This window comes from Pseudodesulfovibrio sp. JC047, from assembly GCF_010468615.1.
Classification (GTDB): domain Bacteria; phylum Desulfobacterota; class Desulfovibrionia; order Desulfovibrionales; family Desulfovibrionaceae; genus Pseudodesulfovibrio.
On record NZ_WUEH01000019.1, the window covers coordinates 35,529 to 60,510 of the forward strand.

General features: G+C 41.8%; 26 protein-coding genes. 3 read left to right on the forward strand and 23 right to left on the reverse strand.

Going from position 1 to position 24,982, the window contains the following annotated elements; translation table 11 throughout:
• Nucleotides 1-292: 292 nt before the first annotated feature.
• The 18 genes from GO013_RS12490 to GO013_RS12580 all read right to left on the reverse strand — a co-directional run bounded on the left by GO013_RS12490 (nucleotide 293) and on the right by GO013_RS12580 (nucleotide 19,909).
• Nucleotides 293-1,240 (reverse strand): lysylphosphatidylglycerol synthase transmembrane domain-containing protein, encoded by a 948-nt coding sequence (locus GO013_RS12490; RefSeq protein ID WP_163811602.1) that lies wholly within the window; start codon nucleotides 1,238-1,240, stop codon nucleotides 293-295.
• 88 nt (nucleotides 1,241-1,328) lie between these two features.
• Nucleotides 1,329-3,062, reverse strand: coding sequence for a GDSL-type esterase/lipase family protein (locus GO013_RS12495; RefSeq protein WP_163811604.1), 1,734 nt, complete (start codon nucleotides 3,060-3,062; stop codon nucleotides 1,329-1,331).
• Nucleotides 3,049-4,296, reverse strand: coding sequence for a hypothetical protein (locus tag GO013_RS12500; protein WP_163811606.1), 1,248 nt, complete (start codon nucleotides 4,294-4,296; stop codon nucleotides 3,049-3,051). The genes GO013_RS12495 and GO013_RS12500 overlap by 14 nt, the downstream gene beginning before the upstream one ends.
• Nucleotides 4,297-4,334: 38 nt before the next feature.
• Entirely contained in the window at nucleotides 4,335-4,889 is a 555-nt protein-coding gene (locus GO013_RS12505) for an HAD hydrolase-like protein (RefSeq protein ID WP_163811608.1), read from the reverse strand.
• Nucleotides 4,886-5,770 carry a phosphotransferase gene (locus GO013_RS12510; RefSeq protein ID WP_163811610.1) on the reverse strand — a complete coding sequence of 295 codons (885 nt, stop codon included), beginning with the start codon at nucleotides 5,768-5,770 and terminating at the stop codon, nucleotides 4,886-4,888. Before GO013_RS12510 ends, GO013_RS12505 begins: the two co-directional genes overlap by 4 nt.
• On the reverse strand, nucleotides 5,767-6,465 hold the full coding sequence (locus GO013_RS12515) for an NTP transferase domain-containing protein (protein ID WP_163811611.1): 699 nt from the start codon (nucleotides 6,463-6,465) through the stop codon (nucleotides 5,767-5,769). The genes GO013_RS12510 and GO013_RS12515 overlap by 4 nt, the downstream gene beginning before the upstream one ends.
• Nucleotides 6,462-7,487 carry a hypothetical protein gene (locus GO013_RS12520; protein WP_163811613.1) on the reverse strand — a complete coding sequence of 342 codons (1,026 nt, stop codon included), beginning with the start codon at nucleotides 7,485-7,487 and terminating at the stop codon, nucleotides 6,462-6,464. Before GO013_RS12520 ends, GO013_RS12515 begins: the two co-directional genes overlap by 4 nt.
• A 20-nt stretch (nucleotides 7,488-7,507) precedes the next feature.
• Nucleotides 7,508-8,626, reverse strand: a complete 1,119-nt coding sequence (locus tag GO013_RS12525; protein ID WP_163811615.1) for a DegT/DnrJ/EryC1/StrS family aminotransferase — start codon at nucleotides 8,624-8,626, stop codon at nucleotides 7,508-7,510.
• Between the two features lie 9 nt (nucleotides 8,627-8,635).
• Complete coding sequence (locus tag GO013_RS12530; protein ID WP_163811618.1) at nucleotides 8,636-9,613, reverse strand: formyltransferase family protein; 978 nt, start codon at nucleotides 9,611-9,613, stop codon at nucleotides 8,636-8,638.
• Between the two features lie 9 nt (nucleotides 9,614-9,622).
• A complete protein-coding gene (locus GO013_RS12535) occupies nucleotides 9,623-10,783 on the reverse strand; it encodes a radical SAM protein (protein WP_163811619.1) in 1,161 nt (386 codons plus the stop codon).
• A gap of 121 nt (nucleotides 10,784-10,904) precedes the next feature.
• Entirely contained in the window at nucleotides 10,905-12,059 is a 1,155-nt protein-coding gene (locus GO013_RS12540) for a polysaccharide pyruvyl transferase family protein (protein WP_163811621.1), read from the reverse strand.
• Between the two features lie 228 nt (nucleotides 12,060-12,287).
• Nucleotides 12,288-13,421: a glycosyltransferase gene (locus GO013_RS12545; protein ID WP_163811623.1), complete on the reverse strand. Its 1,134-nt coding sequence runs from the start codon at nucleotides 13,419-13,421 to the stop codon at nucleotides 12,288-12,290.
• 9 nt (nucleotides 13,422-13,430) lie between these two features.
• A complete protein-coding gene (locus GO013_RS12550) occupies nucleotides 13,431-14,405 on the reverse strand; it encodes a glycosyltransferase family 2 protein (protein ID WP_163811624.1) in 975 nt (324 codons plus the stop codon).
• A 205-nt stretch (nucleotides 14,406-14,610) separates the two neighbouring features.
• Nucleotides 14,611-16,122 carry a glycosyltransferase family 39 protein gene (locus GO013_RS12560; RefSeq protein WP_163811628.1) on the reverse strand — a complete coding sequence of 504 codons (1,512 nt, stop codon included), beginning with the start codon at nucleotides 16,120-16,122 and terminating at the stop codon, nucleotides 14,611-14,613.
• Nucleotides 16,123-16,191: 69 nt separating this feature from the next.
• Entirely contained in the window at nucleotides 16,192-17,244 is a 1,053-nt protein-coding gene (locus GO013_RS12565) for a hypothetical protein (RefSeq protein WP_163811630.1), read from the reverse strand.
• 191 nt (nucleotides 17,245-17,435) lie between these two features.
• On the reverse strand, nucleotides 17,436-18,407 hold the full coding sequence (locus GO013_RS12570; RefSeq protein ID WP_163811632.1) for a glycosyltransferase domain-containing protein: 972 nt from the start codon (nucleotides 18,405-18,407) through the stop codon (nucleotides 17,436-17,438).
• 26 nt (nucleotides 18,408-18,433) lie between these two features.
• A complete protein-coding gene (locus GO013_RS12575; RefSeq protein ID WP_163811634.1) occupies nucleotides 18,434-19,486 on the reverse strand; it encodes a glycosyltransferase family A protein in 1,053 nt (350 codons plus the stop codon).
• Nucleotides 19,487-19,714: 228 nt separating this feature from the next.
• Nucleotides 19,715-19,909, reverse strand: a complete 195-nt coding sequence (locus GO013_RS12580) for a hypothetical protein (protein WP_163811636.1) — start codon at nucleotides 19,907-19,909, stop codon at nucleotides 19,715-19,717.
• A 102-nt stretch (nucleotides 19,910-20,011) separates the two neighbouring features.
• Here GO013_RS12580 and GO013_RS12585 point away from each other — a divergent pair, with 102 nt between their 5' ends.
• Complete coding sequence (locus GO013_RS12585; protein WP_163811638.1) at nucleotides 20,012-20,239, forward strand: hypothetical protein; 228 nt, start codon at nucleotides 20,012-20,014, stop codon at nucleotides 20,237-20,239.
• The gene (locus GO013_RS12590; protein ID WP_163811640.1) at nucleotides 20,236-20,622 is read left to right on the forward strand and encodes a hypothetical protein; all 387 of its coding nucleotides are present in this window, start codon (nucleotides 20,236-20,238) and stop codon (nucleotides 20,620-20,622) included. Before GO013_RS12585 ends, GO013_RS12590 begins: the two co-directional genes overlap by 4 nt.
• A gap of 104 nt (nucleotides 20,623-20,726) precedes the next feature.
• Here GO013_RS12590 and GO013_RS12595 read toward each other — a convergent pair whose 3' ends face one another.
• Entirely contained in the window at nucleotides 20,727-21,101 is a 375-nt protein-coding gene (locus GO013_RS12595) for a hypothetical protein (RefSeq protein WP_163811642.1), read from the reverse strand.
• A 61-nt stretch (nucleotides 21,102-21,162) separates the two neighbouring features.
• On the opposite strand from GO013_RS12595, the gene GO013_RS12600 reads away from it, so the two are divergent.
• Nucleotides 21,163-21,621 carry a hypothetical protein gene (locus tag GO013_RS12600; protein WP_163811644.1) on the forward strand — a complete coding sequence of 153 codons (459 nt, stop codon included), beginning with the start codon at nucleotides 21,163-21,165 and terminating at the stop codon, nucleotides 21,619-21,621.
• 5 nt (nucleotides 21,622-21,626) lie between these two features.
• Here GO013_RS12600 and GO013_RS12605 read toward each other — a convergent pair whose 3' ends face one another.
• From GO013_RS12605 to GO013_RS12620, 4 genes are all read right to left on the reverse strand, one after another.
• Complete coding sequence (locus GO013_RS12605) at nucleotides 21,627-21,908, reverse strand: hypothetical protein (protein WP_163811646.1); 282 nt, start codon at nucleotides 21,906-21,908, stop codon at nucleotides 21,627-21,629.
• A 245-nt stretch (nucleotides 21,909-22,153) separates the two neighbouring features.
• Nucleotides 22,154-22,675 carry a hypothetical protein gene (locus GO013_RS12610; protein ID WP_163811648.1) on the reverse strand — a complete coding sequence of 174 codons (522 nt, stop codon included), beginning with the start codon at nucleotides 22,673-22,675 and terminating at the stop codon, nucleotides 22,154-22,156.
• Nucleotides 22,635-24,200 (reverse strand): hypothetical protein, encoded by a 1,566-nt coding sequence (locus GO013_RS17025; RefSeq protein ID WP_203529588.1) that lies wholly within the window; start codon nucleotides 24,198-24,200, stop codon nucleotides 22,635-22,637. The genes GO013_RS12610 and GO013_RS17025 overlap by 41 nt, the downstream gene beginning before the upstream one ends.
• Before the next feature lie 301 nt (nucleotides 24,201-24,501).
• A complete protein-coding gene (locus tag GO013_RS12620; protein ID WP_163811650.1) occupies nucleotides 24,502-24,978 on the reverse strand; it encodes a 4Fe-4S binding protein in 477 nt (158 codons plus the stop codon).
• Between the last annotated feature and the right edge of the window lie 4 nt (nucleotides 24,979-24,982).

Here is a 24,982-nt window from a genome sequence, read left to right on the forward strand (position 1 = left end):
TACCTTAACAGTTCGAAATCATTTCCTTTTGAATTGCTGATCATCCCAACCTCCTTCAATTGAATCACAGATGAAGGGAAAAACTAGCACAAGGGCGGCCTAGTCTCTACTTTTCAAGCCTACTGAAAATAAAAGAATTACCGAACGACCTCATGAATATCTCTACAACATGACGCCAATTAAATCTGCTGCCCAGAGGGGAGGGAATCCCCCGGCCCTCTGGACAAACCCGAAAATACAGTGAAAATTTCTATTCGTAGGAGCCCCTGAGATGCAGAATTTCACACAGGCTTTATTCTTCACGTATCCCATATTTAGAAAAAACAAACGACAGACCACAGAAAACAATATCAAACAAATACTGGACAACCAACCACAAAAACACAACGGATGCGGTAATTTCTTTAGGTACAAAAAGCAAATGGTTGTACAAATAAATCGCCGAGACTTGAGACACTCCTAAACCAGAAATAGAAATCGGCAAAAGTTGAATAATACTAATTATGCCAGATATACAACAAACTTGAAATACCGTTATGTCAGCACCATAAAATTTAAAAAGCAGCCACGTCATGCAATAGGAGACACCCCATTTACCTAACGTGCAAATAAAATTGATGTTTAATGTCGATGGACTTTTTACCAAAGAACGACAAAAAACCCAAAACCCACTAAAATAGTCAACATATTTTCCAAGTAAAATCCGTTTTACTACCGCATGTATGAGGCCGTGAAATTTAATATATAGCCCTGCGCTAAGGATAAAAACAACCACATAAAAAACAATGAGCACCTTCATTTGTGGAGCAAATAGAATCGTTCCAATAAATGCAAACAAAGAAAAAAAGCTCAAGGATATGAGCTTATCAAAAATAGTTACCGCCAACGATGCACCAAGCGGGACAGCGTGCTTTTTTAAAAAAACAATAATTGAGAAATCTCCAGAACGGCCAGGCATAACTAAAGCCATCAGACGGCTATAATTCACTGCGTTCACCAAATCAAAAAGCCCCACCCTATATGATAAATGGGCAAGAAAAGACTGAAGACCGATCGCGGTAAATATTCGTGTTAATAAAGCAACCGCAACCATTGGGAATAGAAGTCTTTTATCAAAACTTTTCAACAAACCCCAGAATATTGGTAGATCGATTTTATAAAATAAAAAGGCTAACAACAAACCCGCAACAAAAGACTTGGTAACGTTTTTATGATTTAATATACTTTTTTTTATACTCATTCTAAATCTAAATATGCTGAATAATTATAAAGGAGAAAACAGACCGCCAAGGAATTTATTAATAATAACAAAAAAATGAGAAATCATATTACGAATGCCAAAAGTTCTCCAAAGAAAGCTTCCCCTCTCTCAACAGGCGCAATTTCCCTCGAAACCAAGCGAAAATCCATTTCCCGTATTTTTTGATAACAAAACTATAAATGAAATGAACGAGGAACCACCGGATATTGAGCCAAAATTTTGAAGGTTTTACCGTAGGATCGGGAACTGTTGTCACTTCTTTACGAAATGCTAAATCCATAAAATCTGCGTGCTGGAAGGGGTATTTGATAGTACCATCCTCTTTTTTATATACGCCCCCCTGACGAGCGTAAGACAAAAGATTGTTCCCTTCAAGGTCTTGATACTCTAACTCCACATAGTCGGCGATATCGTCCACTGCAGCCAGCGGTACCAAGCCGGGGAAAGGTGTCGGTTCAAGGTCAAGATTGATCGAATCTTCAAAAACATTACCGTAAGACCGGTCACCTACATAGGAGTCACACATTTCGATCTTCCCAAAATTATCCACAAGAATATGGCGAACACCAATCATGGACAATCTTCCAAGTCCGCTTACTTCACAAAGTTGATACTGCAAATTTGCACGATCCATATATCGCGCAGTCTTTATCCACTGGTCTTCGGTATATGCTCCTGGGTACTTTTTACCCCGGTATAAACCTCGAAAAGCACGAATATGAACAACCAAACCGTTCGCATTGAAAGCGGGCAAATATTTGCTTTCAAAGTCATCAATCTGAGGAGGGTACATCACATAGACAATTGAAGGTTCAATACCGGCCGCACGCAGTTTCAGGCACTGCTGGATAAATGTATCCACATCTACCTGTGTTGGGTGAAAAGATGTATTAATATTAAGTCTTTTCTCTCTAGCCAGTCGTGTAGCCAACAATTTATCCAAAGGAAGAGATAAATTAGTGGTAATTTTTGCTTCCCAATTTTTATTTTCCGCAACCATATCAAGGACATCAAAAAAATACTGGGCAAGAGTCGGTTCACCATAGGAAAAATAAAAAACAGTATGAGTATCGCCAAAATGTCTATTAAAGGCAGTTTTCCATTCCTCAATCGAATGTTGAAAATGCATCCCCTTGTTAACGCTTGTTGATACATAACAATAAGGGCAAGCATAATTACAATGAGCATAACGTCCATTAAATTGCCAAAGAACAATCATTTGCCTACGGATCAAAACCGGAAGTATCGCCTGCACCATAACTTTGTACCCTTCCGAATTTGGATGAATAGCATCTTCTAGCCCCAAATAAATGGGATCGAATGTACGCATCCAGTAATCGTAGACATTGGCTATAAGAACTTTAAATTTGGATGCCACCTTAAGAATAATCTCATTATATTGTTTGATCTCATCACTTATCCCCTGTCTTCCTTCTTGAGAAAACCGATATGTTGTACCATTAAAATCAGGTTGAATAGTACAAACAACAACGTGTGATAAATTTCGGGTAAGTGTTTCCAAAATGGTAGTATAGTTACGTTCAAACTCCTCAAGCTCCAATCCCTTACGCCAATCATTCATACCAAAATTAACAACAGCAGAATCAACATTGGAATCAATGACCGTTTGTAAACGCTGCAATCCATCTCTCGATGTTTCAGAAGAGATGCCCATTTGGAGAATTTCTATAGAATAGCCTTCCTTGGCTGAAAAAACTTTTTGCAACTTTTTCTGCAAATAACTGACACAGCCTTTAGCTATGCTATCACCGAATAATGCAACCCGTTCATTTTTTTTCATGAACCACATCTCCTTTACGATTTAATCGGTAGCGGACTGAGAGTAATGCTGACGAAAGCACGTCGTAACCTCTTAAAACGGTCTGGCTACTTTTGATATAAGGGGTCAAACTGCAAAGCGATTGGTGCCAACGCAGAGGAAAAAAAAGCCGTTGTCGTTCACATCTATCTTCGACCTTTTCGGTTAGCCCAACTAAAAATCTTGTTGCTTTGTGTTCCTTGCTATCAACAAGGTCTATATAGTCTGTATAATCAAGATTGCGCGGCGAAACAAGAAGCCCTTCCAACCCTAATTCTCGAAAAATCTCCTCACCCCGATCATCGCGTTTTTCCATAACTACAGCTGGCCTTCCTTCAAGCATCGCAGCCACTCCCGCACTACTTCGTAAGCTAAGAAGAAAATCCATCTCATCCAATCGAGCATATCGTAAAAACACATCTTCACAAAACGGATGTATTACTACACGGTCTGGATCACATAAACGATCCCGTAATATCCTAGCCAAATGTTCCTCATCCTCCCGCTCAAATAAACGACCAACAGGACCTCGCCGTTTTATTTTAAAAGCAAAAAGGTGAAGCTCTGTGTCTGGAGCAGCCTTCAATTCTTTGTCCCCATAAGCGGCCAGCAAATCCAGCAAAGCCGTCGGAGCTAAGCCAAAATTACGCCTTCCAACCAAAGCGATTCCCACTTTCCGACCAAGTACACCCTTTCGAATAGCATTACCTTGACATTTATCAGAGCGAGCAAGCTGCACAAGAGGGTCACCGACAATTTCAATAGGAACACGGACATACGGCTTAATATATTCACCCACACTTTGAGTACGCACACTCACAGCACTAGCTCGCGCCAACAACTCGAATAACGCCATGCGCGACATAGCATTAAGATGCTGTACAGGACGATCTGTCCCAAAACCAAAAAAAATAACGGGAATATTCAATCGTCGCAATTGATGTAAAGAGGGCATCCAACGAAAAGAAGCGAGTCCATCGTCACAGACGACACAAAGATTACAACCAAAATGATCTACAAAAATAACGTCAAGCTGAACATGAGCGGCCGCTTCAAGAACTAAATCCTCGACTAATACCCGCACCAACTGCGATGTATACCCCACAAGGCGGACTTTAAGCATGGGAACACCCGCCAAAGAAAGCGATGGACGCTTTGCAGGGCCATGATTCGGCTTGAATATTTTATCCATGGTGGTCCAGAAAGTATGAACCATGTATTACAACTCCTTTTGCGCTCAGCCACAAATACAGATCATCTCGAACAGAAATCCGTTTCGGCTCTTACTCGATGCGTACGTATTCCCAACTGCCGAGCCGAGTTAATGCGCTCTACTCCATCATCCACCAGAAGGATTTGTTCAGGAGCAAGGCCAGAACTGTCAACGACAGCACGCAAGAGTTGATCATTGTCCTCAAAATCTTCACCAAAGAACTCAGCATCAAAAGTCAATTCGAGATGCTCAAGAACGAGATGCGCGTTAGACTTGGAGGCGTTTGTCACCAGCCAACATGGTACTATACCATGAAATTGTGTCCATAAATCATATCCTTCTCGAACTAAAGAAATTAAAGGGATAAAATGGGGATAAAGATCTTTTTTGCGTCGATGCACGGCTTGAGCGACCTCAGGTGTCCCAGATCGTTTTGGCCCCCATTCGTTCCAACTTTTACCCACATAATCACAATATTCTTCCGGCACAAAAGAACACCCCAGTTCAGTAAACGCTTTAGCGTAGGCTTTTGCATTAGCAGAGAAAGAGTGAGCGAGTGTTCCGTCCAAATCAAAAAGAACAAGCTGTGAAGTCACGATGCGACCCTCATGCTTCGAACCAATTCATCTGTAAGTCGAAGGCTCAAGTCATAGTAATATTTGGACAGTTTTGGACTAGTCCGATACTTATAATCAAGCAACCTGATATAATGTGATATCTCAAAAAAACGGCTTTGTTGATCCAATGCTTCCGACCAAACAGGAAATAAACGGCTAAACCTTTCGCCAATATAAAGATAAACCTTTTCTAAGGCTTCCCGCGACTGTGCTCCGCTATATTTCGAACGTTCGTAAAACGAAAAAACAGATTGACGAATTTTGCCAACATCCAACGCCCATGGAGCAAAATAGGACGGCGATGGATTGGAATCAATAAGAACAAAAGAATCTGCAGTGAGTAAAATATTTTCAAAAGTCAAATCACCATGAACCAACCCAGCCCGACAATGTTCCAATGCGGTTTTCCCATTGAGGCATGCACGCAAATCCTGCAACCGGGCATTCAATTCCGAAGCCCCTCCCGCCAAGCGGCCATAACTCTCTAACCGTTTGTTTAAATAGTCAAAATAAGCATAAATATCGTAAGATTCATTATGCTTCGCATATAAATTATCATGCATCAACGTGACTATTTCTGACAAACGTTGAAAAGCGGCATATGGAGAACACATCGTACAAAAAACATCCAAACTGATACCAGGGAAATACTCCATGCTATAACCACAGGAATCCGTCTTGATAGGCTTAAGGACATGTCCAGGAAGTTTTTGCGCTAAACGCTTCATGTGTTCAGCTTGGGCAAGCAACTTTTCTTCCCCCCCAGACCGGGCCGTCTTGCGCACGGTCCGACCTAAAAACTCTATGGAAGAACCGGAAATCCCTCCCCGTTCATCAACCCCAGAACAAACATGACTCATATCCCCTCCCGCTCAAAAGCGACAAGCCCTTCTGGTGTACCTAAATCAATAAATTTTGAAGCAGGCCTGACTATCACCTTGTCATGAGTCTGTGCATAAGCATTCAATATTTGCGACATGTAAAATTCACCTTTGGTTTTTTCCCCAGCAGCAAGACATTGTTCCAAAGTTCGTGCCAACCCCTCACCATCACTAAAATGATAAATTCCACCAACGGCATGATGAGAAACGACCTGTTTTTCCACTGCTGCGCGCACAAAACCATTTTCCAATTTTACATAACTTTTGGATGGACAATTAGACTGAAAAGTTAAGACAGATCCATCAATACGATTATCATTCCACCCCGGAGAAGCAAAAGCTGATACTGCTGAAATATCACAATCAACAACTGCAACATGAGACGTATTACAAAAATAATCCAAAGCACAATACACTGTGTGTGCCGCCCCTTCTAAGGGCGTCCGTTGTTCGACGAAAGTGGCCTCTGGCAAAAGCCCACGTAAGGCGTAACGCAAAACAGGAGATTGCTGGGCATGATAGATGACTATAACATCTTCTTGGGCACAATGAATCGATTCCAACGCATATTCCAACATGAGCTTGCAGGAAACCGGCAAAAGACATTTGGGCAATGTGACGGATTCTGGGTAAAATCGTTTGCCGTGGCCGGCAACAGGAAATATAACTTTCATATATGGCGTTCCTTGTGTTCGATCCAAGACAAAATATAAGGTCGTACAAGCCGCTGATAAATGCTGTCTACATCCGCGTCCTCAGCAAAAATTCTTTCCGAAAAATGATTCTGTTCCCAAAAAGAGTCCATCCATGTACCGAAGCGTCTATTGTTTTTACGAAAACCTTCTCTATCGATGAAATTGATAGAAGGAACTCGGGCGATAAAGAAAAAATGTTCGAAGCTACCCCGCCCACCGACAAAGAGCTGAGATTGCATAACTATCTGATAAAGTGTTCTCAAGGGAACACCTTGAGTATAATTATCAACAAGACTGACTGTATGCCCCCCTTCCAGTTCAGGGATATACTGATTGCGCGTAGAGCCGAGAATCAATGCCGTCACCCATGGCGCCACTGCGGGATCGTCGACCATTCGTTGATATAAAGCCGTGACCAAATCTGCGTTGCGCCTCAAATGTAACGCGACGACAAACCTATCCAAAAGGTTATTTTGCTCGCGCCATTTTTGCGCCGATTGCACGTCTTCTGAAATAAATATTTCTGGGAATAAGGCATCGGCCCATGCATCCGGTGAAAGATAAGGTCCCCACACACGCCTAAAGGCATTATCTGGAAACCAATATTCACCTTGTTTATATGGCACCCCTCCCCTATGCTCATCAATAAAAGAAACATTGGCGAGAAAATCCGCAATAGGATTAATAAGGCCACCATCAGCGTTCCGTTCAACTCGAGTTTGAGCATACCCAAACCTTTCCGGGCACGGTGCCTGATCTATGTTGTCAGTATACACCACATGCAAAGGACGATGCGAGTTGCGCTTCTTGAAATATTGCAAATAGGGCAGTAGCAAAACAACATCGCCAAGCCCACCATGAATCCCCACAACCTTCGGTGTCTCGGAATGACAAAGAGTGTCGTCTATCCAGTGGTCACGAATAAAAACAGGCCTTCGATTGCCAACAACAACAACTCGATTATAGCGAAGGTGCGACCAAATCTTCTTGAGCCGCTGCATCAATATCGTCTCAAGACTTTTCATGTGGCGGGATGCGCTTTCAGCGTCTTACAAACATAAAGAACTTCTTCGTCCGTTAGCTCTGGATAAAGTGGCGGACAAATATGATGGCCACAAAAAGTATCTGCACATGGGAAAGAATTATTTTTAAACTCTGCCTCGAATACTGGCTGCCTATGCAATGGCATTCGATAAACTTCACCTGTCAAACTTATTCCGTTGATTTTACAGTAATTTTCAGCTTCTTCAGACGGCACCGGGGATGCACAAATCACTTTATAAAATGTTGAATGAATATCCTCTGGACACGGCTGAACAGCCCAAGCAGTTCCACTGAGTTCGTGACGGTACAATTCAGCCAGATACTGTCGTCGCTGAACTCGATCGTTCAAACGGTCACACTCAAGAAGGCCGAGTAGCCCTTGAAACTCCGTAAGTTTAAAATTAGAGCCGCTCCGAATAAAAACATTCGTCTTTTTCGGATCTTGCCCGAACTGTCTAACAGACTTACATAAGTCTGCAAAGGAATCGTCATTCGTGGTGATCATGCCGCCTTCGGCACAGGTCATAACCTTGGTTGGAAAAAAAGAAAAACAACCCGCCAGTCCTAACGCACCCGCAGATGTTCCTCGATAGGACCCCGACTGAGCATGAGCCGCGTCCTCAATAAGAGGAACGCCATATTCATCACACAAATTTATAATACGCTGCATAGCTGGACTGACCAGCCCTCCAATATGCACAGCAATGACAGCAGCAATGTCACCTGTAGTCCGTAAAGCATGCTCGACAGCGTCAGGAGCAATACCATAACCATCTAATTCGATATCCAAGGGGACGGGTAGACCTCCTGCATTACGAATTGCCATGGCTGTAGCTATAAAAGTATTTGTCGGAAGTAAGACTTTTTTGCCCTCAACACCCAATGCTCGAAAGCATATCTCCAAGGCTGCCGTTCCATTGCTTACAGCAATAGCATGGCGGGTTCCACAAATCTTAGAAAAGGCAGCCTCAAAAGCACGAACTTGCGGACCATTGGTTAAAATCCCAGATTCGAAGATTCGATCGCACCCATCATGAAACCGTTGACGTAAATTATCATCGAACTGCAATCGAAAAATAGGAATATCCATAACCATACTTCTTTCTTAAGAAATTATAATGGGGGTAACATCGCCGTAGCACATACGATCTTGGCCATAGTGGATGGGAATGGGAAAATTCTGTTTATTGCTTGGTCCGGTGACAGACTCCAATTTATCCCCTGGACGGAGCCTGTTGTCCACGACCAGACATGTCACGACCCCATTTGCACACGTCACAACAGCACGATTTTTGACGATTTCAACAACAGTCCCAGGAGGCGCAGGAAGGGGCTTTTTTTGAAACTGCACAACATACAACTCCACATTTTCATCTTCCCCAAAACGACAAGTTCGTGGGCCAGGATACGGTGGAAAATTAAGAGCTCTAGAAAAACGAAGTAAAAAATCCCCGCGCCACTCCCAAGAAATCCACCGATCATTAGGCATTCCCTGCACATGGTAAAACTGCCCAGGATAAAGTGGAATTTGAGGCTTCCAGCCTGTCAATATTTTATCGAGCGTCCTTGAAAAATCTGCAACAACAAAACGGCACAAGCGATCATACAGGGTTTTAGCAGTGTCCTCGCTCCTAATAAGCGTCTTATTTTGATGCACAATCAATCCACTATCGATTTCCGGCGTTACACGATACGTTGTAAACCCCGCGACATCATCCGCCATAAGAGCATGCACAACAGGATAACACCCTCGATTATATGGAATAATGCCCAAATGAGTATTGTAAACCTCGCCGTGTACTGCTTCGATAAACGGCTTGTGAATAATTCCATCATAACCGCCTAAAATCACCAAATCAACATCACACGCACGATCAACAATATCCTCATCATTAACGTTCCGGGCTCCTAAATATGAAACATTGGCATCTTTACATAAATATTGAAAAGAACGTTCAAATTCACTGACATGAGCTGCAGGATATCGTTTACTTGTCGCAAAGGAGACGTCTAACCCTTTCTCCACTAACAATCGCATGTACTCCAAACCAAATGAGCAAAGGCCGAGAAAACCAATCTTCATAGTATCTTCCTATGCATTCGTTTTGATCTTTCGCATGATGGGCACAAGAGCTTTATACGAACAATTACGACAATGTCGGTGAGCTTTATTTGCTGTGAGACTCTCACGTATATCTTTAAGAAATGAGTTCTGATACAAGTCTTCAATTTTTTCCTTATAGATGTTGCCTACACACCACTTATCGGAAAGAGATATGACACAGGGAAATACATTTCCGTGCACATCCACATACATCCGCTCGAAAGGCCAAATGCAACTACTGTAATCAAAATTTTCGTTACCTGCGATAAGGACTTGAAACGGTTCTTGTATATTTTTCTCATGAATGCTACGTAAGGTTTGAATATAAGCACTATTGGAATAACGCTCAGGGCTTGCCAAACTGTTATCTGCGGACCAATCTTGCACCGGATTAATTCGTAACTCATCAATCGGATAATCATATAAAAGTGAAATAAGGTCTTCAATCTCGTTATGATTTAAATCAGAAGCAGTAAAACTAACCACAAATAAATTTCCCTCTTGCTTACAGCGAGCCAACTGCTTCATGCTACGCCATAAGACATCCCATTTGCAGCCATGACGAAGATCCTCATAGGTTTCTTGACAGCCTCCGTCAATCGACAAGTAAAGGACATCCAATTCCTTAAGATTGTCTATAAGCTGTTCATCTGAAAGGGACCAATTAAGATTGGTAGAACTCATCACGGACGCAGATGGGAAATGAGTCTTCAAGCAATGCACAAGAGAACCTATATCTGGATGCAAAAAGCACTCTCCGAGCCCTTGTAGCTTTACATACTTCACTTGATCAAAATGTTTACATAATGCATCAAGTTCTTGTATATTCATGTGACGAGGTTCTTGACTTTTAAATTTTCTGATACAAAATTTGCAATCTGCATTGCAATAATTTGTCGGCTCAATCTGCAAATATCGAACAACAAGACTTTCGTCCTGACTATATTGAAATGTATTATGAACAAAATTTTGCATATTCTTTCCATGGTCTTTTATAATCTTTGACGATAAAATTGTTACACTTAATCGAATATAACAAAGTGTGCCTCGCTCCACAACTATCTCATATTTTGGACTTTTCCACTCGACTCCCGACAAGATTCCGCCCATTGATTGGAGGTCTGTATCGTTTCCGGCAACTTTGCGCAAGCGGCTCACGGTTGAATGCAGCAGCCCTAAAGGGGCTCAAAACAATTCGGCAGAAAAATTCAACAAATTCCAAAATGCTTAATAAAAAAAGACTCTAAACTCATATAACAACACACAACATTTAATTATTATCTATCAAGTCAAAGATTTTAGACATATTTTCTCGCTCAGAAGTATGTGCTTTCATATAATATGCATTCATTTTTTCAAGCACCTGATCCAGGTTATTTTCTATATGATTCAGGACCTGACTAAACCCTTCTATAGTTACATTACTGACGGGGACAGCCAATGACTCCAACCCTCCACCGGCAAGCATACCGTCGACTTTCTGACTATAACTCAATGCCACAAAAGGCGTCTGCGCTACAATGGAATAGATCAAGGAATGCAACCGCATGCCTACAGTAAGCCTCGCCCGCTTCATCAATGACATCACAACTTCAGGCTTCATTTGAGGATCATCAAGAATACGACAATCACCATGTATTCCCTCAGAGACATGTCTGGCTACCAAAGAATCTTTTCCTGCCCGAAAAGCATGAAAAACGATCTGACTGCCATACCGTCTAATCAATTCATTGCAGCATTTCTGCATACTGGTAATGAAAGAATCGTAGCTGGCCTGTTGAAATTTTGACTTGATATTGAATTGGGTCGCAATTTTCACAGGAATAAGAGGATGAGTATCAAACCAATGTCGAAGTGAAACAAAAATGAATTTCGGAGCAATAGAGTATTGATGCATTACAGCATCACTTTTCGCCTCATCTGGTCGCTTGAAGGAAAAAACTGGATCAAAGGCAGACGTGATGGGGACCTTGACTCCAAGCTCCTGCAAAAGACTATATGAGCTGTTATCTCGGACGATCACATGCGCCGCGCGACTCAAATATTTCTTTGCTAGATACTTATTGATTGAATATTTGAGAGGCCCAATACTATTTCCATAAACAATGCACGGTTTAGAATATTGTGTGGCGACTTTCAAAAACTTGAGCCATCTATAAGGATTGTAAACTGTCGTTTCATCCTGAATTAGCCCACCTCCTCCTAACACGACCATATCCGACTTGCGAACGGCGTTTACTATTTCTTTATGAGAACTGAGAGAATATGCATCAATTCCATGGAAACGCCGTGTAAATTCAGCATCAAATGACAAAGCCATTGGATGAATAGCCCGACCATTCATTTGCATTAGCATAGCACGCAATAAAGCTTCATCTCCGGAATTTGGCAATCCAGAAGCACAAGCAAACAATATTTTCTTCATTATGTTCTCCACAAAAAAGGCAAACATCCATGCATTGCAAAACAATCTTTGATAAATGTTATGCGCATATTCTCACACAAATTTACCAAAAGAAGCTTTTCAAAAAAGACCTAAACGTTAAAATTCGAGCCCCATGTTCAATGCTCTTTGAGCAAATCACTTCCCTTATCAAGGGAACACTTGAATGGTGTTACCATGGGATTACAACGACAGACTTTCTCGTCAATTTCATGCATGAGAACCATCAGAATCACAAATAAGCGTGACCAGTTTGTCCCAGGAAAAACTTTTTTTCGTTTCTTGAGCCTTAAGAAGAAGATGGCTTAGCATCGTCTCCTTAAGGCTGGCAATAAGAGCCTTTGCCAATTCATCTGGATTAGAAGGAGGAACGAGTAGTCCATTTTCTCCGTCTTGAATCACTTCCGACAAATTGCCAACATTGGTAGCCACAACTGGTTTTCCAAATCCATAAGCCAACTGAGAGACACCACTCCCCGAAGCGGATCTATACGGCTGCACGACGATGTCAGCAGCTGCAAAATACCATGGTAGGAACTCATTTGATACATATTTGTCAACCAAACGAACATGCTTACCAATGCCAAGCGTGGAGATCTGTTCCAAATATATATTCTTGTCTTTCCAAAATTCGCCAACGACTAGAAGAGTTACATCGCGGGCAGCAAGGACTGCGGGCATGGCATCCAGCAAGACATCTAACCCTTTGTAGGGACGTACGAACCCAAAAAAAAGTAAAACATTTCCCTGAAGATTGAACTTTTGAACAGCCCTAGCATGATCAATGAGTTCGACAGCTAAAGGCGCATATGTAGGGTGAAACCCTGTTATTACTGAAAAATTCTCACCAAGAAATCTTTTCGCTTTTTTGCTCTCCAGATTCGACTGAGTTACAATACTGTCCGCTCGAGACAAAGTTATGCGAGTAATCATTCGTTTCGAAAAGGACGACTCATGTTCTACGACATTATGACATAAAAAGACGATCCGAGTTGAGGAAAACAACCGCATCCATGTGGTAAGGACTAAATAAAACGGTGCCCAAAAAACAACCCACCAAGGCAGCACAAGTAAATCAGGTTGAAACCGTACAATTTCCCGAGCGGCCTGAATCCAAGTTATTGGATTTAATGAATCCACAAGAAACTTAACCCCGTGTGCTCGAAGTGCTTCAGCGCTTGGATCCTTGTCGGATGTTCCAGGGAAAAGCCATGACGGGTACTGACGTTTGTACGAAACAAACTGAACATCATGTTTTTCCCTCAAGGCCTTGTACAACAATGTTGTGTGATGCGCTATACCACCTCGATAGGGATATGTAGGACCAACAAGACTAATACGCATGAATTTCCTTTAATCACGACGACAATTATTGCTTACTTCAGCGTCCTGAAAATCCAATTGCTGTTTTTGACGAAAGCGTATTTCTTCAAGCAATCTTCGGTTGGCGGAAAGTAAATCTGCCATTAGCGCTATCAAAAAAGTTTGAAAGCCCATCCCAGTTAATAGTCCAGCAAGGATTAAGGACTGAATATGCCCGCTTCCACCACCAATGAAATAGTAATAAAGGAATCGGATACCTACGAGCACCCCCATTAGAAATAGAATGGCGGCGATAAGTGAAAAAAAACGAAATGGTTTATAGACTACAAAAATTCGAATAATAGTAAAAACACTTTGTTTGATGTAGGACGGGATATCTTTGACAAGGCGGGAAGGCCTCAAGTCTTCGTTCACTTGCACAGGCACTGAAGTAACAGACATACCCTTTTGACCAGCTTGAATAATGGTCTCCAACGTGTAGGTGTAATTATTAAAAACCAATAACTGCTGTGCGGCTATTCTGGAAATTGCCCGGAATCCACTAGGAGCATCAGGGATGTTAGTACGACTGGCTATACGCACAACCCAGCTACCAAGGCGCTGCAACAGTTTTTTCAATGGAGAAAAATGATCAATAGAGGCGATGGGACGTTCTCCGACAACCATGTCAGCAGTTCTTTCCAAAATGGGGCGAACTAAATCAGGAATGTTACCAGCATTATATTGATTATCGGCATCCGTATTAACAATAACATCCGCCCCCAAAGCAAGACATGCGTCAAGCCCAGTTCTGAAGGCAGCAGCCAACCCTTTATTATTAGGATGACTGATGACATGATCAACTCCATTTTTTTTTGCCTCGGCAACGGTATTGTCACTACTACCATCGTCGATGACCAACCATTCAACTTTCGTGAAACCAGGTACACTACGGGGAAGTGCCGCAAGAGCGACGCTCAAAGTTTGCTCTTCGTTGTAGCAAGGTATTTGAATAATCAACTTCACGGTATAGCTCCTTGGTAACGTGCAAAGAAAAATTTGTTTATTTCAATCTAGTTGCTGTTAATTCATGGATATGTTTCAAATTTTCTCTTTCCTAATGGACTTGCTGTTCGTTGGCAAGTCACCGATCAAGTCATTCGAAAATTAGCCATGATTCACCTCGACCACAACAACAGCTGACAGAGTGCCTAAAAACTCCGAAATATCATCAATATCGATCCAATAATATTGCTTTCGTTTCCAAATCACCTACATATCCATTAGAGTCTACCAACATATAAGAATCTCCATCCCTGATAATAGAAGGAAAATCTGTGAGATGGATATTATGCACACGGTTATATGGCGTTCTTCCGAAATACCGCTCATTTGTATAAAGTGCACGGAATTTGATTATACGTTTAATCGATTCTCGTTCAGTTTCTCCTTGAAGAATATACACAGGGTTGCCTTCTTCTTTGGCTCCGCGAACAAGACTCATGGTGCGATTTGTCTGCATATAACCTGTGTCCAAATGAATACGTTTCACTGCGTTTACCGTAATGGGAATAAACAAAGCAAAGAAAAAAATACTTCGAATGACTTGATCTTTCCTGTTCGATGAACTCAAACATTTCAAGGCGGACTTGTTAAACCGGGGAGCCGACAAAAACAACAAAATGGTTAAAAGTGCCAATTCGAATACAACGGACTGATACCGAAAAAGCACTCGTTCAGGTCGAGTGAAAGGGAAAATAGACGTAACAGCGTACGCATGTCCCAAAAAACCAAATAAAAAAGGAACCGCTGTAATAGATATGTCATTCCACTTTTTATTCAGTGCGATCACCGCAACGATAATTGTTGAATAGTATAATACAGCTGGAGCCCGACCAGGATACTTAAAATAGACCAAGAAATTTGCCAAATACTGCAATAAAGAACTTGAACAAGACTGCCATGTATTGGTTGCAAGATTAATAGCACGAATCGGACGATGCGAATCTTGGATAAGCTCCATTCTGCCGAAAGAACTGCAAGTCAATGTATTGAAAAAAAAGGTTTCAACAGCAAAAAAAACTACGAACACACTTAAAAAACAAACACCATTACGAACAAAATTTTTCTTGTCATCCGAAAACAGATATAAAAGAGAAAGAAACGCTGGAATATAGTAAACAGTTGTGATTTTTGCTCCATATGCGATAAAAAGGAAAAAAGCACTGATAACTATATTGAATTTATCTTTTTTGTCTCGCCAACGGATTAAGAAATAGAGAGCTAACAGCACAAAGGGTACAACCGTCCCCATGGGTAAAAGTTGAGTCCCCTGGCGCAGCATGGGGTCCGAAAAAATCAGCAAAATAGCTGCGACTAATCCCAATCGCCACGTACGTACTTTCTCCAACAACAAAAAAGCAAAAAGCGCAGACAAAGTAGAAGTAACAAAAGGCCATATATAATAGAATTTAGGGGCAGTTCCAAAAACTTTCTGAAGCAAAAAAAGTGGAATATTAATGGCCCATCGGCATGCATGGTGATTCAATTGAAAGGGGACTTCGCCAAAAAGGACATACTGTTTAACAATTGACCATTTATAAATGGCATCGCCTCCACTTTCGACCACATTGGAAGTCAAAAAACGAAAAAACAAAGAAAAAGATATCAAAAATAAAATATTTACCCACAATAAAACATATCGTTTTTCAAAAAAATTCTTAATATTTGTCCAATCATACATTAGCGCCTCTTTTTAATTTGTAGCCGTATACCTGGCAATAGCTCACTTTCAAACGTTTTTTTACACAAGTTAGTTGCTCTTAATTCTGGTCATAAAATAACGATCAAGAAAATAAGCTGTAAGCCAACAGAGAGATAAAACACTAAGGATATTAAAACCCCAATATTGTTTTGGAATAAATGGTACCAAAACCAAACGAAAAATTACTATTCCAACAAAGAAGTGTACACCATAAAGGACAAGAGAATGTCGCCCCATCAAAGCCAGTGAAGCGAGAATCCGTTGAGCGAGGGAAGTCTTTGAGCCTTCAAGCTTGCATAATAAAAAGGAAAATCCTGACGCAACACCAAAACAATAAAAATAATATGAAACAGCCATATTCTTAAGCGCACTAACAGGTGGGTAAACAATGAAATAAAAAACTATAGCCAATACTCCTCCAACAAACATAGAGATTAACGCTCGATTACATTTCTCAGGTATATTCATCTCTGCAAAATAATCACCCAATAAAGAAGCATAAACACCTAAACTAACCGTCACAAACCAAGGAAGATCTTGATAAGTTTTTATGTCTGAAGTGATGACATTGAAAAAAAGGCAGGCAGAAGCAAGAAATAGCATGCAATACGTCTTACATCGAAATGAGCACTGATAGTAATTTAAAAAACTATGTAAAACAAGTTCACTGAATATATATATAAATAAAATGTTAAAAAGGACATTAGGAGCCAGTAACAACATCGAAAATTCTTTGATATTTTGCGGGAATTGTGTGTTTAAAATTAAAATTATATTGACAATTAACGTCCCTGAAATCAGTTTAAAACTTTTGTTATAGATTTTACGAAAATCTACAACTGAATGTTTTTTAAATTTAATATTACACATGATTCCAATAATAAAATAAAATAGAAACGGAGCTAAGAAAGATGCATTTGCATGAAAAAAGTAAAGTAAAATTAGAGGAATACTTCCTATTTTTGCTAAAAAATTATTCAACACAAGTCCATCAAACTCAGCAGTCTCGACATAACTAAAATGGGCAACGATCATGCATAAAATGGCCACACCACGCATCGCATCCCACAATTGGATACGTTTGCCTAATTGTTTCCCCATCAAAAGGTCCTTATTATTTAAATTTTGAATAATTCATTGAATATTTGACTCAAACAAAATTCGTGCATGTTCTATTTGTTTGCCAATATCGACAAATGTCCCCTCAATGCAACAAACTATCCCCAAAGAGACTGATTCCAATTCATAAAAACACTTAAAAATACTTTTATCGAGACCGCTATGGACAATTATCACTTCGACAATTTTGCTTTCTTAGAACGAGGGCCCTCTGAAATCTTCAACTTTGTGATTTGATTTATTTCTGGCAAATAGTCTGGTATGCGATAGTCTGTGTCCGTCAAATGATCAAAAATTTCAAACATATATTTATTATTCAAATGAGCAAGGTCCGGGCAGGATTCAAGAAAAACATATGATGGGTTCGTTTTATAAAGCGCAAATGAAGACGACAGTTGGTCACGACGAGAAAAACGGCTGATTTCATTTCTCCAAGCATTGAAAAATATTGAGCAATTATCACTTTTGACATTGGCAACGAATATCCCCGTAACCAAAAGAGGTTGATCATTGATCTCAGCAATATCATGCTTGGTTACATAATAGCCCCGTTGCGCTTCAATAACTGCAGCATCATCCTTCCCTTTCCGAAGACAGGCGGCGACTTCTTCTTCATAACAATTCCTATCGGGATGAGGAAAGACCCCTAAATCAGCATTCGCTCGTTCAACCTTGGCTACATATGGTTCCAAACTATTTCGAACAAGAAAACTTGCGTCTACCCACACAGCATATTCATATCCAAAAAACAATTCATAAGGATTAAGTTTGACGTTACGGGCGAGACGGATAGGATCGTCTTCGGATTTATCAAGTAGAATTTTTTTGAAAGGTTCAAAGACCTTAAGGTCTTTGTCATCCGTAAAAATATAATAGTCAAAAGTCGGATCAAAATATTCAGGGACCTTAAACGATTCGTAGCCCCCTGTAAGCGCCGTGTAGTAAACATTCTTTTTCTTGACAGTAGAAGACTGATATTCTTCTAGGCGAGCGAGATGAGCCTCTTTTGAAATCTGAGATTTATAGTATTTCAATCGCCTCGTATTGCGCTTAGCGATATCTCTAAAACGGATGGAGACTAGAATGGAAACAAAAAACAACGCTGTCAAAACAACATGCGCTGTATCAATATTATGTATATTCATATTACCTCAAGGTATTATGTGCAACATCACTTCTTCCGAGTGTTAACAACTGCTAGCCCTTTATTCCACAGGACTCGCCACCAAGGATAAGGAAGTAGTCTATGGCTATATTTCTGAAGTAATCGTAGCAAGGAATCCGATTTCCTCTCCTTTAAGCAAACAAAAAGAACATGATATTCGCTTCTCAGCGGCCCCAAGTCTCTGATTTCTGCTCGATTTAAAATCGCTGCTGCCTGCTCAAAAAAAACTTTTTGCTCAACCTTATTCACATGAATAGAGGCCCACGCACACATTCCGGCTATTGCCGGAAAATCTATGCGATCAAACCGAAATGCCAAGGCTTTTTCATTTCCGGTTTCCCACAAAATATCCATCATTTTCCCATGAGCCCGGATATTGTCAAGCATACTTCTTGAATTCTTACGCCCTTGAAGTGAAGTATGTCGACGGCGATATTTGACTAATGGTATACGACTAATCGTTAGTGATCGAGCCGCTGTTAATGCTTGAAGCAAGAATACTTTATCATCATGACCAATGACATCCAAAAAAATCAATCCATTATTGAGAACAAATTCCCTATTAAATATCCAAGCAGCAAAGTTCTCTCCTCGCCAAAGTTCCGGCTTTTCTCTAAATTGCGTGGTAATTGGAGAAGAAGGCAAAAAACCATTCATGTTTTTTTCTCTCCCTTTTTTTAAAGACAGTCGGACACCTCGCACAGCATCACTTTTACATCGTTTGGCGAGTTGAGCCAAGTGATCCAACGCCCCCTCGACTAACAAATCATCCTGATCGAGAAATATCAAATACTTCCCGCTGGCATGGTCTAAAGCCGTATTACGAGCGGCGAAAGGGCCACCATGAGACTCCTCATGAAAAAACAATCTAATCTTACTATTTTCAGATTTTGCATCAAGAACGCACTGCACCGAATTGTCCGTTGAACAATCATCTATCGCAATAATCTCCCAATCCAAAAAAGACTGAATTTCAACGGATTTGATTGTCTCCCTCAAAAAGGCAGATCCATTATATATAGGAATAATAATACTGAAAAAAGGACGGCTCATACGCATGCGGATAAGCCGAATTCATTTGCCTAGCAAGAAAAATTTTGATTTCACTCTCTTTTTTCTATTGTAAAAAACGTCTTCGTTGTTATTTCTTTACCAAAACCGTCCAAATTTAATACACAGACTGGCCCAACGGCCACCTGGGCCATGTATAACTTCAATATACAGGCTGTCAGCACGATCGGAAAAGTTCTTCCGCCGTCTCATCGCATGCTTCTGGATTGCAGGGAATCAGATGCCCTGCCCCGTTCCAATGGTCCTCATGATTTTGCCTGCTCCATGTTTTTGATAAATTCCGTGAACTACCTCTATCGCTTCAACAAAGGCATCCATATCCCGCATATCGGAGGTGTCAACGACCTCGATAATCTTATCGATATCCTCTTGCGGCACCCCCCTCCCAAGATACCTCCGAATGCGAATCATACGCCTTCCTTTTCAATTCCTTAGACTTTGATTCGTCCCATTCGCCGTTTTGCAGGCCAGACTCCATCTTGAATTGAAGCAGGTCCTTTGTGTGTTCCATCAATGGCGTTGCTGATTTTTTTTAAAACGGTATATATTGACAATAAATATAAGAATCTCATATGGATGGGTACAGCTGCAGGACTCGTTGGGACAACCTTCTGGGAACTAGCTGCTCACGATATTCCTGTAGCAAACATACTTGTTCCATTTTCAGTCGCATTGGGCGGTTTGATATCCGATTTTCTTATTTGGCAGTTGCTTGTTGAAAAAGGTATTCAGGACACATGATTCGTTTTAATAAACCCAGACTTCTCTTTGCCCTAGGTATTGGCTGCATAGCTCTTGGTTATTCGCTTTGGATATTCTTCAGCATACCCACGGCTGATAAGATTCCTTTCACACTGGTTCCAACCGTGGCCGCACCGATAGGATCATTCACCGTTGCAGCGTTATGCTGGTTTTTTTTAATTGAAAAGATGCACTACTGCAATAACTTGACTCGAGTAATACTTGGATTAATATTTGGATGGTCTGTTTTCCCATCTGGTCTTCTGGCTGCTTTTATTGCGGATACAATTATTGAAGGAGGCGGTTTACGGAAGGTCGAAGGACTCATCCTGCAAGCAAAGATTGCAGTTGGGCTTGGCCCATTGATTTTGATTATGGCGTGAGGGTGGATTCCGCTGTTGTTGTGTGTACTTTGGGGCTCAGTTTGGACTCCTTCCTACTGTTCACAAGATCAAAAAGAAAAGCCAGGGAGGTGACCTTCCCGGCTTTATGCCTTCCAACGAACTGGCGGTAGGACCGGTATTGATTCAAACACCGTCTTGGCTACTTCACCAACTTCTTCTATTGTCAAAGCTAAATACTTTGCACCGGTGACTCCGGTGTCCCAGCTCCTTCCGTGTTTCTCTTGTTTAATCAATTCTCTTTCAACCTCAAGCGACTCCTTAAGGACTTTGAAGTCGATCATATCCATACGATCAACGACCTTGATTACCTTATCAATGTCTTCTTGAGGCAACTCCGCCAAGCCAGCCTCAAGATACGCCTCCGAATACGAATCATACGCTTTCGCTTTCAACTCTTCGGGCTTTGATTCATCCCATTCGCCTTTTTGCAGACCAGACTCCATCTTGAATTGAAGCAAGTCCTTTGTTTATTCCATCAATGGTGTTGCTGGGATTTTATCAAAATGGCATACATCGATAATGAATACAAAAAATAAGAATTCCATATGGATGGGAACCGCTGCAGGACTCGTTGGGGCAACCTTCTGGGGGCTAGCTGCTCACGATGTGCCTATAGCAAACGTGCTTGTTCCACTTTCAGTAGCATTGGGCGGTTTGATATCCGGTCTTCTTTTTTGGCGGCTGCTTGTTGAAAAAGAAAAAAAGACAATATTTCGATGCGTACTGGCTGGAGGGCTTACAGGACTCTTGTTTTTGGTGCCCTCGGCAATAGTCCTCGCGCTATTGACCGTGGTGTTTCAAATAAACGTTCCGGTCAGCAAACGACTGTCTTTAGCAAGCGCATACCTGATTTTTGGTTTTCCTTTCCAATTCTATCTCGCGACTTATTTCGTACCAGCCTACGCCTGCATGGGAGGGGTTATCGGATTCTTGCAAAAGAGAAGAAAGGGTAAGCCTTCCTTCTCTTGCGATAACTGACGAAATTACTCTACAAGCCAATCGATCTTTTTTCGCGCCTCATCGGAAAGTAAGTTCAATTTTTTCTTCAAAGCACGAGCTGTTTCATTGCCTCTTTTTTTGAGATCATTCACCCCAGCCTCAAATCCGTCTGGAGCGACTTCAATTGCTTCTTTTATCGCCTTCTTAGTCCAAAAGTCTTTTGCATCAACTTCAGAGGCAATTTTTATCAAGTCGGGTATCGTCACCTTGGAAAGGCCGCCTTCAGAATAGGCCTCGGAGTGCGAGTCAAAAGCCTTTTCTTCCAAAAGGGTACTCAAAGGATAAAAATGCAGCTTGACATGGTCTTACAATATGACGCCTATACCGGATACCACCTCCGGGCTATTGGTATGGCAATGCGGGAAAATCTGTTGAATCAAAAAAACACCATGATCAACTTTTCAAAAACGGTGAGCTGTCCTTAATGGGGTTGACACGATGAGGGCTTATTTATCGACGAAACACGGTAAAAAGAGAGCCGCTGGCAGATGTTGGCGGCTCAATTTTTATATCATTGGCAAAGATTTTCAAGTTCCTCTGGATGCTCCTTGTAATAAGGTAAATCATTATGAAATATATCTTTGATTTCCGAGCAAGTATGTTTTTTGTACTTCCCGTAAAAGCGGACATGAATTCCACATCCGGCAAAATGAGGAAGAGCGTTCAGGACTTCTAACTCATTGTCACCAAATTTGATATGAACATATACATCATCCACCCGATCCTCAAAGACATAAAAGGCTATCACGCTATCATCCTTGAGAGGCCCCCGAGCACGCAATTCACAGTCAGATGGGACTATCACGTCGTCGAGTTCGCCAGAATGGCCACCTGACAACCGGATAGTCACCACCCCGTAGGCCTCGTCAATGTAAACAAGCGAGTGCGTTCCGCTTCTATGAACATTCAAATAAATTCCTGAAATGGATTCGGCAGCAGCTGGGCTTACAAGAAGGCAGTAGCAAAAAAAAACAACAACAACTCTGTATATTTTATTCTTGCTTGTTTCCTTCCAGCCTCTTCCGTACCGCATCAAGGGCATCCTGTTTTTCACGGTCAAGTCTCTTTTGAACATTTTCTCGGACTTTTTTTGAAGAACCGCCAAAACGAGTTTTCCTTTCATCATAGATCGCTTCTATAAGTTTAGCTTCAAACTCTTTATCGGAGGGATTGAATCGTTTTTCCGTCTTGAGCTTTTCAACTGCTTTTTTCACAACATTGGTGTTCGGGCCATGCTGAACTCCAGTCGACCAAAAAACCTGTTGCAATGTTTTTGACTGTTTGTCCGCATCTATACCATAAGCTTGGACACTTTTTGCGACAGGCGAATAATGCATATCGTATATGAACTTGTCTTGAATTTTCCCGAATTCCTCAGGATTTTTATTTGCGATCTCGTGCCATTTTTCATCAAACCCGGCAGTCCCCGGAGTCAGTCCTTCAAAATCTTTTGCCCACGGGAATTCTTCCCATGTAACGAATGCTTGAACGCTACCCCCAACCTTGCCATTATGTCTACTCGTCATCTGATACTTGCCATACGATTTACCCCCTAGATCTCCCTTGCCGGACGAAATGGCATGTGATCCATCTTTTCCGGATTCATATTTTTCAGACAATTTACCAAGCTCATCTTGGGATTCAAAGGAGGCCTTCTTGGGGAAATACTGATACGAGCTTGCAGGAATCTTAGCGGCACCTTCTTTGTCAAAATACTGCTCATACATTTCTTCGTTCTTTGACTTTTCATTTTCTTCGTTACCCGCCGCATCTTCGACAGGCTGCATCCCCTCTTCTTTGCTTCCAGCATCGCTGACGATATCATCATCTTTTGCTGCAAGCATGACGCCGTCTTCCATTTTGAAACCTGGCTTGAATCCCGGCACCTCTTCATTTTCAACAGCCTGCTTTTTCTCAAAATCAACACCCGCATACCCCAAATACTTGTCGTACATGGCGTCGGCATCCTTTTCGTCAAATTTGGCCTCGGACAACACGTACTTGTTGATAAGGTTGAAAGCCGCATCGTCATGCGTCTGGATATCCTTTTCGTCTTTGGCTGTCAGAGCTCCTTGCGCGATACGCTGCAACCCCTTGTCGAGGACACTTATGGACCGTTCGTTAAGCGTGTCCACGGCGAACCGGTGGCCCTGTTTCAAAAAAACATCCTTGATCTTGGGTAACGAATCCGCCAAAGCGACATGGCGCTTGCCACCTTTGGGCACCGACGCAAGCACGGAGTGTTCATACTCATCGAACTGCTTTTTGAGATTGGTGGCATCCTTGGAGGGATTGTTGCCGGTCACCCCCTTTTGCCAGTCGGCCAGCCCCTTACCGAAAAAGTCGTTTGCCTCATTTTCTTTCTCCACGGTAAAATTGAGACGGTCCAGGTCGTGATAGGCATCGCGCTTTTTCTGTCGCGGTTGCTGCTGGTTCTGATTCTTGAAGCCAATATCCATTTCCAGCGTCGTCTTGCGCGGACGGAATGTTGCATTGTCGAGGATTTTTTTCTGCTCATCGTGATTCAAGTTGATAAGGGATTTTCCAAAGTCAAACATTGTTGAATTCCTCCTGTCAGAATTTTAATTTTCAAAGATCAAACATCCTAACCCCGGTTTTCGGCCCAGAAGGAAAACGGGCGAAAATGGCTATCAAAAGGGTACTCAAAGGATAAAAATGCAGCTTGACATGGTCGTACAATATGACGCCTATGCCGAATACCTCCTCCGGGCTATTGATATGGCAATGCGGGAAAATCAGTTGAATCCAAAAAACACCGTGATTAACTTTTCAAAAATTACACACCAAAAAGCCCCGACTCTTGCGAGTCGGGGCTTCGTTATTGGTCAACAAGGAGAACTACTTCTTGGCAGTCTTCTTGCCTTCATTCTTTGGCTCGACCTTGGCAGCCGTTTCAGGCTTTGAGGACGGAGCTTCCTTGGCGGTCGCTTCCGCCTTGGGAGCGGCTTCCGTAACTGGAGCAGCCTTCTTCTTTTTGGGTCTGGGCGGTGTGCCATGCTCGATCCAGGTGACCTTTTCGGTCACAGGCTTGCGATGCACATCTTTCATGGTCAGGCATTTGGTCGGGCAGTTGTCCCGGCAATACCCGCAGGAAATACAGGCGTGCGGATCGCACTGCCAAGTTCCTGCCTGCTTGTCCACGGTAATGCACTGACTGGGGCATTTGCGTGCACAGGTTCCGCAGAAGATGCACTTATCGATGTCGATGACCAGTTCGCCACGGAAGTTGTGAAACGGCTCGCGCACCTCGAAAGGATATTTCCGAGTGGCAGGCTTTCTCAACAGATTCTTGACGACTGTGGATGTAAACAGCATGTCA